Annotated in this window: 15 protein-coding genes; 14 read left to right on the plus strand and 1 reads right to left on the minus strand. The window is 33.4% G+C overall.

What is annotated here, in order from left to right:
* Positions 1-14: 14 nt before the first annotated feature.
* Positions 15-1,238: an MFS transporter gene (locus tag HNQ94_RS04580; protein WP_174494859.1), complete on the plus strand. Its 1,224-nt coding sequence runs from the start codon at positions 15-17 to the stop codon at positions 1,236-1,238.
* A gap of 128 nt (positions 1,239-1,366) precedes the next feature.
* Here HNQ94_RS04580 and HNQ94_RS04585 read toward each other — a convergent pair whose 3' ends face one another.
* Positions 1,367-2,299 carry a GNAT family N-acetyltransferase gene (locus tag HNQ94_RS04585; protein ID WP_174494858.1) on the minus strand — a complete coding sequence of 311 codons (933 nt, stop codon included), beginning with the start codon at positions 2,297-2,299 and terminating at the stop codon, positions 1,367-1,369.
* A gap of 413 nt (positions 2,300-2,712) precedes the next feature.
* Between HNQ94_RS04585 and HNQ94_RS04590 the strand changes: the two genes are divergently transcribed.
* From HNQ94_RS04590 to HNQ94_RS04650, 13 genes are all read left to right on the plus strand, one after another.
* On the plus strand, positions 2,713-3,054 hold the full coding sequence (locus HNQ94_RS04590; RefSeq protein WP_174494857.1) for a hypothetical protein: 342 nt from the start codon (positions 2,713-2,715) through the stop codon (positions 3,052-3,054).
* Between the two features lie 300 nt (positions 3,055-3,354).
* The gene (locus HNQ94_RS04595) at positions 3,355-4,206 is read left to right on the plus strand and encodes an alpha/beta fold hydrolase (protein ID WP_174494856.1); all 852 of its coding nucleotides are present in this window, start codon (positions 3,355-3,357) and stop codon (positions 4,204-4,206) included.
* A 116-nt stretch (positions 4,207-4,322) separates the two neighbouring features.
* Positions 4,323-4,895, plus strand: a complete 573-nt coding sequence (locus HNQ94_RS04600; RefSeq protein WP_174494855.1) for a GNAT family N-acetyltransferase — start codon at positions 4,323-4,325, stop codon at positions 4,893-4,895.
* Between the two features lie 217 nt (positions 4,896-5,112).
* Positions 5,113-6,030, plus strand: coding sequence for a vanadium-dependent haloperoxidase (locus HNQ94_RS04605; RefSeq protein WP_174494854.1), 918 nt, complete (start codon positions 5,113-5,115; stop codon positions 6,028-6,030).
* Between the two features lie 152 nt (positions 6,031-6,182).
* A complete protein-coding gene (locus HNQ94_RS04610; RefSeq protein ID WP_174494853.1) occupies positions 6,183-6,971 on the plus strand; it encodes a PhzF family protein in 789 nt (262 codons plus the stop codon).
* 159 nt (positions 6,972-7,130) lie between these two features.
* On the plus strand, positions 7,131-8,639 hold the full coding sequence (locus HNQ94_RS04615; protein WP_174494852.1) for an HD domain-containing phosphohydrolase: 1,509 nt from the start codon (positions 7,131-7,133) through the stop codon (positions 8,637-8,639).
* A 259-nt stretch (positions 8,640-8,898) separates the two neighbouring features.
* Entirely contained in the window at positions 8,899-9,573 is a 675-nt protein-coding gene (locus HNQ94_RS04620) for a hypothetical protein (protein ID WP_174494851.1), read from the plus strand.
* A 101-nt stretch (positions 9,574-9,674) separates the two neighbouring features.
* Positions 9,675-10,094 carry a hypothetical protein gene (locus HNQ94_RS04625; RefSeq protein WP_174494850.1) on the plus strand — a complete coding sequence of 140 codons (420 nt, stop codon included), beginning with the start codon at positions 9,675-9,677 and terminating at the stop codon, positions 10,092-10,094.
* Between the two features lie 255 nt (positions 10,095-10,349).
* Positions 10,350-10,511: a hypothetical protein gene (locus HNQ94_RS04630; protein ID WP_174494849.1), complete on the plus strand. Its 162-nt coding sequence runs from the start codon at positions 10,350-10,352 to the stop codon at positions 10,509-10,511.
* Positions 10,512-10,662: 151 nt separating this feature from the next.
* On the plus strand, positions 10,663-11,079 hold the full coding sequence (locus tag HNQ94_RS04635; protein ID WP_174494848.1) for a hypothetical protein: 417 nt from the start codon (positions 10,663-10,665) through the stop codon (positions 11,077-11,079).
* A gap of 844 nt (positions 11,080-11,923) precedes the next feature.
* Positions 11,924-12,271, plus strand: a complete 348-nt coding sequence (locus HNQ94_RS04640; protein WP_174494847.1) for a hypothetical protein — start codon at positions 11,924-11,926, stop codon at positions 12,269-12,271.
* 57 nt (positions 12,272-12,328) lie between these two features.
* Positions 12,329-13,021, plus strand: a complete 693-nt coding sequence (locus HNQ94_RS04645; protein WP_221452485.1) for an HAD family hydrolase — start codon at positions 12,329-12,331, stop codon at positions 13,019-13,021.
* 83 nt (positions 13,022-13,104) lie between these two features.
* Positions 13,105-13,503 (plus strand): VOC family protein, encoded by a 399-nt coding sequence (locus HNQ94_RS04650; RefSeq protein WP_174494846.1) that lies wholly within the window; start codon positions 13,105-13,107, stop codon positions 13,501-13,503.
* Positions 13,504-13,536: the final 33 nt, after the last annotated feature.

A 13,536-nucleotide genomic window follows, 5' to 3' on the forward strand; every position in this document is an offset into this window, starting at 1 on the left:
AGGGGAACATATAGATGGGAGAAAGCGATGTAACATTAACCACTAGTGATATACCTGTGTTTAAAAAGAACTATCCTGTGTTTCGGTTTATTGGGGGAAACGTTATTTCATTTTTTGGTGATCAAATTCATCTTATTGCTATCCCATTAATGGTATTAGCTATTACTGGCTCACCCTTAAGTATGGGATTAGTTGCTGCATTTGAGCGTTTACCTATATTATTTCAGCCTTTTGTTGGTGTACTTGCGGATCGGTTTAATAGAAAATATTTATTATTAATCTGTGATTTAGCTAGATGCATAATAATAGGATTAATTGGGCTTCTGTTCTTATTCGATCGGTTAGATATAGGCTTATTATACAGTGGTGCCTTTCTGACTGGAGTGCTCAGTCAAATTTACAATACTTCTCAATTTGCATCTGTTCCTAAATTAGTTCGACAAAGTGATTTACACCTTGTCAATTCTATAAATACTGGTTTTTTTAATACGGCAGTATTAGTAGCACCTGGACTAGGAGGGTTAATTATTAGCTTTTACAATCCAGGATATGCTCTATTAATTAACAGCTTAAGCTTCTTAATAGCATTTTTTGCCATCCTAAGTCTTAATATGAAGGTTGAATCTCATTCGGGAATTAAACAGAAAACCGTATGGATAGATATAAAAGAAGGCTTTCAATTTGTGTTACAAACAAAACCTATATTGTATACGAATCTAGCAATGATTGCTTCCGTATTTGGTACCACTTTATTCCTTACCATGATGATTTTTCATTTAACGGAAACGATTAAATTATCCACAGAGCAAACAGGATTATTATTATCGATTGGCGGAGTTGGAGCAATATGCGGAGCACTAGTGACAAACGCATTAAAAAGGGTGTGGTCCTACCGGGGTATATTATTTTCGGCTTCGTTTATTGGTGGACTTTCTATTGTATTCTTTGGCATGGCTGATACATATTTTTGGTTGGTTATATGTAATGCGGTAGGTACTTTAGCTGCATCGATGTTGAACCCTTGTATTGTGACTATAAGGCAAACCTTAACTCCTAATAAGTTATTAGGACGTGTTCAGGCAACAAGTAGATTTTTGACATGGGCTCTTATGCCTTTGGCTGCACTCTTGGCTGGTATATTCGCAAGCAAATTTGGTACTGGCTACACAATAGTTTTAGGTGGTACCATTTCAACATTTGCAGCGTTTATCTATTTACACCATTCCCTTGATTTTTAGAAGAGCAGTTTTTACGTTCCATAATGCTAAAGTTTTGAATGTAAATGAAAGAGCCTGTATTTTTTAATTACTACTAAAAAATGCAGGCTCATACTAACTTGTAATTATATAATGCTCATTTTTTTATTTTAAATGTGTTTTTGAAACAATGCCACCTTAAATATGGATTTAAATCCCACTTTTTCGTATAGAAGATTTGCTTTCGTTAAACTATTAGAATCTACTGTAATCAGTACTGTTTGATTACCTCTATTAAAAGACTCCCTGAATACAGTGTTGAGAAGGCAAGAGGCTAACCCGCGTTTTCGCCAATTCTTCTTTGTACCTAGCAAATCAACATATATATCTTTACCATCAAAAATTTTACATATAATAAATCCAACTAGTTCATTTTCTGCATAGGCAACAAACCACAAACTTTGATCGTAATTTGTTGTACTCTTTTGTTGAATCCATTGTTCATAGGGTTGTGGAGAGAAATCCCTAACATCTTTAAAAGAATCTTGGTGAGCTTCGTGTAGTTTTACGGAATCTGTTTCGGCTCTGTATGGACGAATAGTTACACCGCTTGGTACAGAAATTGATTCCGGTATTTCCTCCATTTTCATTTCCATTCTTTGATAGAGCCTATTAAACTGATATCCTTTTGATTCCAAAAGATGAATAGCACTCTCATTATTAGCTGGCACAACATTATCTAGTTTTAGTGACAAGTTCTTAGAAGTTTTTATTTCTAATGCTCGGAAATCAATTAAATCTAATAAATGAGTGCCAATGCCTTCTCCTTTAAAATCAGGATGAACAAATGCACTAGCATATAGACTTTCAGAATCGGTTTCTTCAATAAAACCGTAGCCAATGATCTGATTATTTTTTAATGATTCTATAATCCAAACATTTTTATTAAGAGTTATTTCACTCCATAGGTCAATCACATCTTGAATTTCTATATCGGGGAAACCAAATTCTGAGATATCTACCATTGCAACAAAATCCGTAACAGCAGATGCGTCATCCAGCAATGGCGAACGTACCAAATAATCTTTACATAATGCTTTCACTAAAATGCTCCTCTCAAAATAAAAATGGTCATCCAGCACCACGTATGAAAGAGGAGGGATATTCTAGTAGTCTTATTAAGACGCTTTTTAAAGCGTTTTTTATGAAATACGATTCTGGCTGTTCTATAGGTCCCAAAAAGGCATAGTAATCCCGTTCTCCTCAAATCGTAGAAATGCTTTCTTGATTAAAATAACGAGCAATTTGGGTATTACTATTACTTTATCAATGGGAAACCTCCTAAACTAATGGAAATAGTATTATGATATTTCTTCAATAGATGTAAACTATATCCATTATAAACCAAAAAGTAATTTTTTTGTTTGAAAAATTAATAGTAGGGTTTCTAAGTTGAAAAAACGTTTAATACATAAGATTTAAAAATAGTAAAAATGAAAAAGAGGTGAATGGGAATATGTATTGGGAGACTTTGCCGAATTGGGTTTGGACCATTTATTATTTGGTACTGTTATCAACATTAGGGATTTCTATTTTACATATTTTTCGTAAACAGTTAAAAGGTTTTTCGATTATTTCAATAGTCATTACTATTACTGTTCCGATAGTTAGTTTTCTGAATAGTATTGGAAGAGGAAAGGGAATAAACGAGTTTGGATACTTTATAAATCAGTTGCAACAAGGATCTTTATGGTCAATTTATGTTTCAGTAGGTTTTCTATACTTACTTTTCTACTGGTTGCTTATTCTTGTAAAGAACATGAACAGGGACATTACTATTTTTAATAGAGGAAATTAATATGTGAAATGCCCTAATTTTATTCACGAGCATTTTTACTGCTAGGATGCAGTTATTATATTTTTAAGCTATTTTTATCAACGAGTTTAAATTTAAATCTATGAATTTGGAGAATTAAGTAGCAGCTGCTAAGTGGACAAGAATTAAAAATAGATCACCATAGTGTGATCTATTTTTTACGGAATAATATGTAATATTATGCTAGTATTAGCTTATAGGAACATGACCAACCAAATGATAGAGTTGAGAACGTCTATAAAATAGTAATAAGACATTTATATAATGAAAAGGGGACTTAACTTGGGTGAATTTAGAATCACAGAAAATAATCATACTTACCATGGATGTGAATTTGGAGATAAAAACCTTCCAACTCTAGTATGTTTTCATGGGATGACTTGTGATTTAAATAGTTTTTATTATCTAAAAGATTTTCTCTCCAAAGACTTCCACCTTATTCTTTTAGATGGCCCAGGCCATGGGGAAACGGATCCTTTTAAAAAAGAAGAAGATTATAGATTTACTTCAGTCGCAAAGAGGATGGATAAAGTAATTAGCCAAATGGTTAAAAGACCTTTTTACATATTGGGACATTCATGGGGAGCGGACCTTGCTCTAAACTATACAAAGATATTTCCTGATAAGATAAAAGGAGTCGTGTTAATTGATGGGGGTTATGTTTTTCCTGAACAAGCAGATGGATTAACGGAAGAAAAAGCCCTTCTAGATTGGGACGAGTATATTAATTCAAGTAAGTATAACTCTTGGGAAGAAATAGTGAAAACGTATCAAGAATATACTACGAAGGATTGGGGCGACAGTCTGGATATCCTCATACACTCTAATTTTAAACGGGTCAGTGGGAACTACGTGTTAAAGGCTGATCGTTTTAGCCTTTTAGCAACAATAAAAGCTTTTTATCAAGAGCCTTGTTCAACTACATATGACAGTATTAAATGCCCTGTATTATTATTTCATGCAACAGTTCCTGAGAGAGATCCAGCAAGGTCTAAAGGAATACTAAAAATTCAAAACAGTATAAAGGATATAACGACAATAGGCATAAAAAATACAAAGCACAACATTCACTGGGATACCCCTAATGAGGTTGCTAATGAAATATTATTGTGGAAACAACAAGAGGAGATATGATTTAATCATTTATACAATTATCAACCTGGCCTGAAAACAAATTCCTTAAACCTTAGTTAAAATCTAATAACGTAATCGTAGTTTAGTTGATTAACGTGAAGAGTGGAGAGAAACACATGAACAATTTGTTTACAATAGACTGTGGTGAAATACTATTGAGAGAATTTACCGTTGGTGATGTGGATGCTATATATGAACTTACTTCACAGCCAGAAGTTTATGAATTTTTGCCAGATTGGCGATCCACAAGAGAACAACGGTTGAACTGGGTTACGAACTATGAAATACCATCCAATAAAGAGTTCTTAGCTACATTGCCTAAAATTAATGGTCAGAATTATTTGAAGTTAGGTATTATATTAAAGGAAACTGGTAAGTTTATCGGTTTCTGTAATACTGGAAAGAAAGAAGAATTGCGTGAGCCCAACCAAGAAATTGCTTATGCCATCTCAAAACATTATAGAAATCGAGGATACACAACAACAGCAGCAAAAGGATTGATAAATTATTTATTTCAGAACACAGATGTTGAACAACTAAATACCATTGTATTACCTAACAACATAAGCTCAACGAAAGTGATTCAAAAATGTGGTTTCAGCCATTATGGAGATATAGAAATCGAAGGACAACTATATGATCATTACGTTTTTTACAAAGAAGACTGGAAAAACCTATATAACAAGTAACCTTTTACTGTGTAGTAAATAATTATTACAGGTGCGTTTCTTCAATATGGAAGAAACGTGTTTTCTACTAATTCAAAAAGAAGTTTTAGTAGAAGTAAAATAGGTTCATATAGATCAGACTATCACACATTTTTTCTTATTAGTGACCTATGTACACTCTCCAAAACTAGTTCATGAATATACTATTTTAACTAGTACCTTGGAGGTGATATTGTGTATGACTAATTATCCTCGCTGGTCGCGTCTTCCCTATGCAGGTGAAGAATATCCTCCTAAAAATCCAGAAGAACCTTTAGCTGGCACTTGGCCGCTTATTTTTTTGCAAAGAGATAATAACGGTTGGTTTAAGGGTCCGTTGGGTGATTCTATACCTAAAGTTATCCATCCCTATAAGGTTAATTGGAAAATGGAATTACAAGATGTTCAAGATACACTGGAAAATTTAACGTTAGAGCGAAAACTTCTTGCTGAATATTGGGGTACGGGGCATGTCACCAAACAGTGGACTCCTATTATCGACCGACTAATTGATACCTATACGGTTTTCACAACAAAAATTCCTCCCATGTCCTTAACAACGCCTGAGGCTGCACGTATACTAGCATTAACAGAAGCTGCAATTCAAGATGCAGGGGTTGTGGCTTGGGCTATTAAATACCGTTATGATGTTGCCAGACCTAATCAACAGGATCCGAATCTAGTAACGTATATATGTACTCCTAGACATCCCTCTTATATTTCTGGTCACGCTATTGTAGCTGGTGTGGCTTCAGAAGTGTTAAGTTACTTCTTTCCAGCTGAACGAGAACGTTTAACGATTTTAGCAGAGGAATGTGCTGTTGCACGGGTTTATGGCGGAGTTCATTATCCGATAGATGGAACGGAGGGTCTCCGTTTGGGGAGAGCAATTGCAAAAAGCCTGACAAGTTTTTTTGCCACACAAGTAGATGCATTAGGAAATCCAGTTGATGAACCATTTATAGAGGACAAAAATGCAATCATCCCCCCTGATGGTTATCCTTATCAACAAGCAATACCTTTTGACTTCATTTCTAAATGTCAATCAAGGGTTGTAGAAGAAACGTTATTCAGCAAAATAACGAAAAATTTTCTTGGACTGTTTGGAGCAAAATAAATCATTGCTAAATGGTCAAAAGGCTTACTTAGGTAGGCCTTTCAACTTTTTAGTGAAGGTAATTCAGTAAGTGATAGAGAACTCTATTATTAGCTTTTTAAGGAGCCGTTTTTTCTAATTAAGCCATTCTTCAAAATATAGGGGTGCTTATAATGAGTGAATATTATTTAATAAATGCTTTTACTAAGGAAGCCTTTAAGGGGAACCCTGCAGCAATTGTTTTATTAAAAGAGAAAAAGACAAATAAATGGCTGGAATTACTAGCTAAAGAGCTTAACCAACCAATTACAACATTTGTTTCAAAACAGATGGAAAATGAATATGAGCTTAGATGGTTCACACCTACAAAGGAAATTGATTTATGTGGGCACGGCACATTAGGAGCTGCTCATATTATATGGAGTCAAGGTCTTTCTTCAACATCAACGATTACTTTTCAGACTAAATCAGGTAATCTTGATGCTAAACAATCAAATCAACTAATCACACTTACATTTAATGTAAAACAGTCAAATCAAAGTGTAGTGACAGAGAATATAAAACGTGTTATTGATTTTCCTATCAAAAATGTTGCGTGGGCAGAAGATCGGTATATTATAGAGTTGGAAAATGAGAAGATGGTTCGAGGCTATATACCAAATTTAGACGCAATAAGTAAACTAGAGGGCCCAGGTGTCATTCTTACTAGTCGTGGTTTAGAAAAGTATGATTTTGTATCGAGGTATTTTGCGCCCAAAATAGGAATTAATGAAGACTACGTAACTGGTTCTGCACACTGCGCTTTGGCGTCCTATTGGAGTAAAATATTAAATAAAAGTGAATTTACAGCATATCAGGCTTCAGAACGCGGAGGTGAAATCCGATTAAAACTTAAAGGGGAGAAAGTGGAATTAATTGGATCTTGCGTAACTTTATTACACGGACAGTTAGTTGACCTATAACGATTCCTTATCTATGCTAAACGAAGAAGATTTAGAAAAAATACATACTAATGCAGATTAAAATCATGTCTAAGCCTAGCTTTTTGCAATGGAAAGAAAAATCTAGGTAATTAGTTGTTTTTAGAAATATAGATTTAAATATGCTAGGGAGCGACGAAAATGGATTTTTATGCGTTTCAACGAACGTTATTAAGGAATTATATTATTGGATCTGTCATAGCGGTGTGTATTGTTGGAAGTACATTTGTCTTTTATACATTAGACTTAAGTATCAAGGAAATCTATTATTTAATTGGTGTCCTCATTACATCTTTATGTGTGATGTTTACGTTAGAATATAGAGTATTTAAATCCCATATCCAACCTATAAAACTTGTTATGTTAAAAGACAATTCTACTTTAGAGGAACTAGAAAATGCTTTTATTCGGGCACATCATTTTCCTTCCTTAACTGTTTTTAGAATTATGATACCACATCTTTTAGGACTTTCCATTTCCGCTTCCTTGCTGACCAGCTTCCTAATTTATGTTGACATACTTTCCTTGCCTTATAGTTATGTCGGCTTAGCCTGGATTGGAGCAATACTAATTGCATCTATGCACGCAATGATTGAGTTCTTTTTAACAGCAAAAACTACGCCTTCGATTTTAAATACAATTGAAAGTAAGGCAGTAGATACATATCATTCTAGCTTATCGTTAAACGGTAAGGTGATCGTTTCTATCAGACGAAAATTTTCTGTTAGTGCATTATTTATTGGGATTTTTCCTGTATTACTTTTCGGCCTTGCTACACAAATTCGATTAGTGCAATTAGACGAAAATATCATAAAAGGTTACCTAAGTTGGGCAGGTATTATTATTTTGATTACGATTGTATTTGCGATATACGGTTCTTTCCTTCTAACAAAAGAGGTCCAGACTCCTATTGAAAAAGTATTAAAAGGGATGAATCATGTTCAGGATGGTCATTTAAAAGAACTGGATAACTATTATTCTGATGAATTCTCTGAACTTATATCAGGGTTCAATCATATGGTTCGCTCTATTAAAACTAGAGAAGAAATGAATACACAGTTAGTAGAAAGTTTTTTCACTGTATTTGCAGCAACCCTTGATGCAAGAGATCCTTATACAGCCGGACATTCAATCAGAGTGGCAGACTATGCCGTGGAAATTGGAAAAAGGGACGGGATGTCCTTGGATGAATTGACCAAATTAAAAAAATCAGCTTTATTACATGATATCGGTAAAATAGGAGTACGAGATGACGTTCTCTTGAAGGACGGAAAGTTAACTGCGGAAGAATTTGAGCAAATAAAACAGCACCCTGCTATTGGGGCTACCATTTTAGAAGAAATTAAGCCTTATGACGCCATGAAAGACCTAATACCAGGTGTGAAATATCATCACGAAAGATACGACGGAAAGGGTTATCCAGAAGGTTTATCTGCTACTAACATTCCATTATTCGGTCGTATTTTGGCAGTTGCTGATGCATTTGACGCAATGACTTCTAATAGACCATACCGGGCTGGGATGTCCTTTAATAAAGCAGTATCTATCTTATCGGATGGAAAAAGTACACAGTGGGATTCACATTATGTTGATCTATTTATCGGCTATTTAGAAGATGAAAAATTAATACCCAATAAGGTGACGATTTGAGATCAAGATATAACAGACTTTAATAAGATCCGTCTAATTTTTCGCATCAGTTCCTTTTTTTCTTGATATCTTATAAGGGATGTGAAAAATTCAAGTCAAAGCACAAGGGTAGTTACCTTGAATGTTTATTACTATTACAAATATCTTTCTAATTAAAGGATAGATATAATAAATAATTTGTGAGCTTCTAAAGAAATGAACTTAAGCTATCGAGCATGAATCTTGAATAAATAAGGGGAAAGGTGAGGTAGAAGGTTATATGATTTCTTTAAGAGTACTGGTACCAATAACAGTTAGTTTAATTCTAGTAGGCTGCCAAGAAGATGAAATGTTACTAGAAGAAAATCAAAAGTTAAAAACAGAATTAACGGAACTTGAGACTGAATTACAAAATAAGAAAGCTGAACTAGAAAAAATGTCTAGTAACCTAGATGACTATGCAGAAACAAATCGAAAACTCGAACAGGAACTTGTAGAGGTGGATAACCAACAAGAGAATATTCCATTATTTGATGTTTTTAACGAAAAGTTATTTGTTGCTTCAGACACACTTTCCCATGAGAACTTAACAATAGCTAAGGTCAAGGAATTATTAGGGGAGCCAAATGAGTACGATGAAAAACCAGCAGCACATGGTTCAGGAAAAGATATAACATTGACTTATGATGAAGCTACTTTCCATTTTCGGGGAGAAAATGAACAAGCAGGTATAAGGGCTTTAGTTATTAAAGAATCTTTTCTTACGACATCAGAGGGAATTACAATTGGTTCGACCCAAGAAAAAGTAAGAAGTACATATGGAGAGTATATCTATGAGGAATATTCCCACGATGAATATGATAATGTTATTTCCATAGGGGGTAAAACTGGTATGGCATTTAGGATTATTGATGACCATGTTTCTGAAATCTTTATTTGGTTTTCATATGAATAATTAAGACAAGATAAGCTTATTTTCTTCAACTAAAAGGTACGTTAATATAGTAAGGATTCTTGGAAAAAAATTTAATTAACTTTCCCAAAGGGGGGAGAAGGGTGAAAAAAATAAAAATAGTTTTAACATTGTTTTTAATATCCTTGCTTTTAATTGGTTGCTCTAAAGAGAGAGCAAACCAATTGGAACTAGATAACGTAATAAAGCAATTAACTACTAGTGGGGTAGAGCTTGAAGAAGCTACAATACATAATCCAAGTGTATTTGGTGCAACTTTAAATGGCGTTGTACCTGCTGAATATCGTACAAAAGATAATGGAGAATTATATGTTTATGTATTTGCCTCTAAAAAAGATTTAGATCAAGGAGTAGATGAATTTAAGGAAATGACTGAAACTATGGAATTAATAAGACATAGTAAATATGTTATTGACAATATTTTAATTTTCTATGTTAATTCTGAAGGCGTTTTTGATGAAGAGGTGAATCAAGAAATTATAGAAGGAATGGAAAGCCTGTAATTTGTCTTTATGGAATAAACGGGTGCTCATATAAAATAACCAGTTTGTGGGAATTCATCAAGTAACAGGGGAATTGAATTAACACAACAAGAGGAACGCCAAATTTAGATGGCGTTCCTCTGTTTTTTTGGAAAATAAAAGGAAAAGACGCAATTTTATGATAATATTACATTAAAACTAATCTTTATGAATTGTTCTTTAATGAGGAAAGATTGTGCAAGAAGATTGGTTTGAGGAAATACAAGGAGGAATGTAATGGGTGGTTTAGCATTTATTTGGTTTTTGTTTGTATATATTGGTTTGCCTATTGCAGTAGTTTTAGTGCTGCTATGGATTTACGAAATCAAATCAAACAGTGAAATTCAAGTTAGGCAGAATAAAGAGATAATTCAATTATTAGATAGATTTAATAAGTAGATAAAATTTTGCTTTTCAAGTAAAGTGGGCAAGTTTTGAATAAAAGTCTTCGATGTGCATAGCTCTATCAATTATTCAAGTAAAGAAGCAGGAATGTAAAAAAAAGAATTACGAACAGGTGTCTTAAACAATTAATTCAAGGTGGTGTTATATGAAGAGGAAAGTTATCTTAGTTTTGATTTCAATTTTGCTTGTAATGTTGTTGGGGATTAGGTGGGTTCACTTAGCTAACCTATCAGAGTCAAGCACTATTGCTATGAATCATTTAAAAGATGAAGGGTTATTTATTCTTTACCATGAAGGTGAATATGGACCGTATTCTTTAACTAGGAATGACATAAACGATAAACCATATAGTGACTACATATCAGTACAAAGTTTTAATGCACAGTTCTATATGGATAAAGAACTACATCATGAATTTTTCTATGTAAACAACCATCCATTAAGTAATGTATTTGGATTAGGCGGTATATTTGTCACAGTTATTATGAATAATGAAGAAGTTGTAGGGGCATTCTCTGTGAAAAATGGTATGACATACTCTTTGCTTGGAGAAGAGGAATAGTAGATTGTGAATCCTAATACTCTGAAGATTTTAGTTTGTTCACGAATTAGCCCATTAATGGTTTTGTAGGTGTGTTAAGTAACGACCCATATAATGATGCCTGATTGGATGAAGGTTTTGCCAATTTTCTGCTGATTTATATTGGCCAAGTGCAGATCAAAAGGATCGTCAAAGGGACAGCCTTTTAAATTTTTAAGTTTTTCAAGGATTACTGGGAAAATAGTAATGATACAAGATTTTACAAGGGAAATAAAAGAAGTTTTGAAACTTTTAAATTCCAAAGATGTAACTGAGATTGCAGTTGATAACACCCCATCCAAGAATATTTACTAGCCCCATATCATAATTAGTGTAGGTTAATTACCTACTTCATAGTTCCTTCTAGAGAATTAAAAGGTTTCTCATCTTCAACAAACGGGACTAAAATGAAACAAGGGATCGTCAGGGAGGCGGTCTTTTTATTTAGTTTTTTTACAAGAATAACTGGAATTATATGTTAAAATAAAGTCTGGAAACTTAGTAGTATGTAAGTAATGGTGGATGGTTAGGGTGAATGGAAAATTTTGTGACTTAAGGGAGGAATAGCTCTTATATTAACATCAAGTGGTACTGCAACAGTGTTTGGACTTGGTGTTTCATTTCTTGGATTAGTAATTTCACTTGCTGCTTGTTTTATTAGTGAGGCTAAAAAAGTAAAGGATAGTTCTTATTGAAGCAGTGGGGCTAGAGTGGAACGATGGATTTGGCAATGTTATTTCTCCTATTAAGGTAAAAGGGGCAGTATTATTCAACAGAATTAATGGAAAAATTCTGGCCAAAACAATATGGTGAGGGTGCTATTTATATGAGAAACGTATTTTTATTGTTTTTTCTCTCGTTACTACTAATTTTGACATCATGTTCTAGAACGGAAATACCTGATGAATTCCAAGATTTACGTCCTAGTAACAGTAGTGAGTTTTACATAATTGGATTCCAACAACATCAACATGAAGTGGAAAGAATAAATAGTGAATTAGAAAAATTTGTTGAAGACGACAGCGTAATCGGTGTAACTATGTATTATAAAGTAAGTGAAAAGCCAGATTCTATTTTAGAAAAATTTAATATAAATGATGGAAGCGGCTTTATTGTATTAATAAATGAAGGCATTCCATATTATATTTCAAGTTATAGTGAGTTTAAAAATTAAAAGGTGTATAGGTCTTTAAAGGGATTATACATATATTTGATATAGGATGTGAATTTGTTGAGGGGTTATAAAGCAATACTATTTGATTTAGATGATACCTTACTTAGTAGGGATCAAGCAGTAGAAAAAATGTTTTTAATTGTTTTGGAAAAGTGTTATGAGAATGTTAAACATTCAGCAAAAAGAGAAATGCTACTAAAATTCAAAGAATATGATAATAGATGCTATGGCAATAATGATAAAACAATAGTTTTGGAATCATTTTTTGATGAATTTGCCCCAAATGATAGATTGCCAAGGAATTACATTCAAGATTTTTGGAATACTAATTTCCCCCATTGTTTTTCCATAAACCAAAATACTATAAATATAGTAAATGCTATAAAGATGCATGTGAAAGTTGCCATTGTAACAAATGGCTCAACTCATAGACAAAAAGCTAAAATAATGAACACTAACTTAAACAGTTGTTTTGATGTAATCATTATTTCCGAAGAAGTAGGAATCAGTAAACCTGACAAACGAATCTTTAACTTAGCATTAAATAAACTTAAAGTGCAACCAGAAGACGCCTTATTCGTTGGAGACGACATAGAAAAAGATATTGGTGGTTGTCAAAATGCAAATATTAAGGGAATATGGTTCAATCCTCATAAGAATAAGAATGATACCAAAATTAAACCATATGCCGAAATCGATTCTCTTGATAGATTATTTAATTATTTTATGAATCAAACACAATCATATTAAAAAAGATGGCTAAATCTTGATGGAATAACGGGAGAATTGATTAGGAATAGGAGAACTTAAGGTTCAATGGAAGGGGTGTAAGGATGAAAAAGGGATTACTACATCACATAGAAATATATGTTTCAAATTTAAAGCAAACCGTTGAATTTTGGGAATGGTTTCTTGAAGAACTAGGCTATGCCTCATTTCAGCAATGGGAAAGTGGTCATAGTTGGAAACTTGATGATACTTACATTGTTTTTGTTCAAACGGAGGATAGGTTTTTAGACCCTCCATATCATAGAAGTCGAGTGGGGCTTAATCATTTAGCATTTCACGCAACATCACGACAACACGTAGACGAAATGACGAACAAATTGAAAGAAAGAGAAATTAATATTCTATACTCAGATAAACACCCCTTTGCTGGTGGAACTAACTATTATGCTGTTTTTTTTGAAGACCCAGATAGAATAAAAGTAGAACTTGTAGCACCTGAGTAAACATCGTATCAGTAGTCGTTACTCTTTTGCAAT

Source organism: Salirhabdus euzebyi (assembly GCF_014207435.1).
In the GTDB taxonomy this organism is placed as follows: domain Bacteria; phylum Bacillota; class Bacilli; order Bacillales; family Alkalibacillaceae; genus Salirhabdus; species Salirhabdus euzebyi.

Excerpts from the sequence above, each read along its gene's own strand:
- HNQ94_RS04580 (WP_174494859.1), top strand. The coding sequence starts at position 15 with ATGGGAGAAAGCGATGTAACATTAACCACTAGTGATATACCTGTGTTT.
- HNQ94_RS04590 (WP_174494857.1), top strand. The coding sequence starts at position 2,713 with ATGTATTGGGAGACTTTGCCGAATTGGGTTTGGACCATTTATTATTTG.
- HNQ94_RS04600 (WP_174494855.1), top strand. The coding sequence starts at position 4,323 with ATGAACAATTTGTTTACAATAGACTGTGGTGAAATACTATTGAGAGAA.
- HNQ94_RS04605 (WP_174494854.1), top strand. The coding sequence starts at position 5,113 with ATGACTAATTATCCTCGCTGGTCGCGTCTTCCCTATGCAGGTGAAGAA.
- HNQ94_RS04610 (WP_174494853.1), top strand. The coding sequence starts at position 6,183 with ATGAGTGAATATTATTTAATAAATGCTTTTACTAAGGAAGCCTTTAAG.
- HNQ94_RS04615 (WP_174494852.1), top strand. The coding sequence starts at position 7,131 with ATGGATTTTTATGCGTTTCAACGAACGTTATTAAGGAATTATATTATT.
- HNQ94_RS04620 (WP_174494851.1), top strand. The coding sequence starts at position 8,899 with ATGATTTCTTTAAGAGTACTGGTACCAATAACAGTTAGTTTAATTCTA.
- HNQ94_RS04630 (WP_174494849.1), top strand. The coding sequence starts at position 10,350 with ATGGGTGGTTTAGCATTTATTTGGTTTTTGTTTGTATATATTGGTTTG.
- HNQ94_RS04635 (WP_174494848.1), top strand. The coding sequence starts at position 10,663 with ATGAAGAGGAAAGTTATCTTAGTTTTGATTTCAATTTTGCTTGTAATG.
- HNQ94_RS04640 (WP_174494847.1), top strand. The coding sequence starts at position 11,924 with ATGAGAAACGTATTTTTATTGTTTTTTCTCTCGTTACTACTAATTTTG.
- HNQ94_RS04650 (WP_174494846.1), top strand. The coding sequence starts at position 13,105 with ATGAAAAAGGGATTACTACATCACATAGAAATATATGTTTCAAATTTA.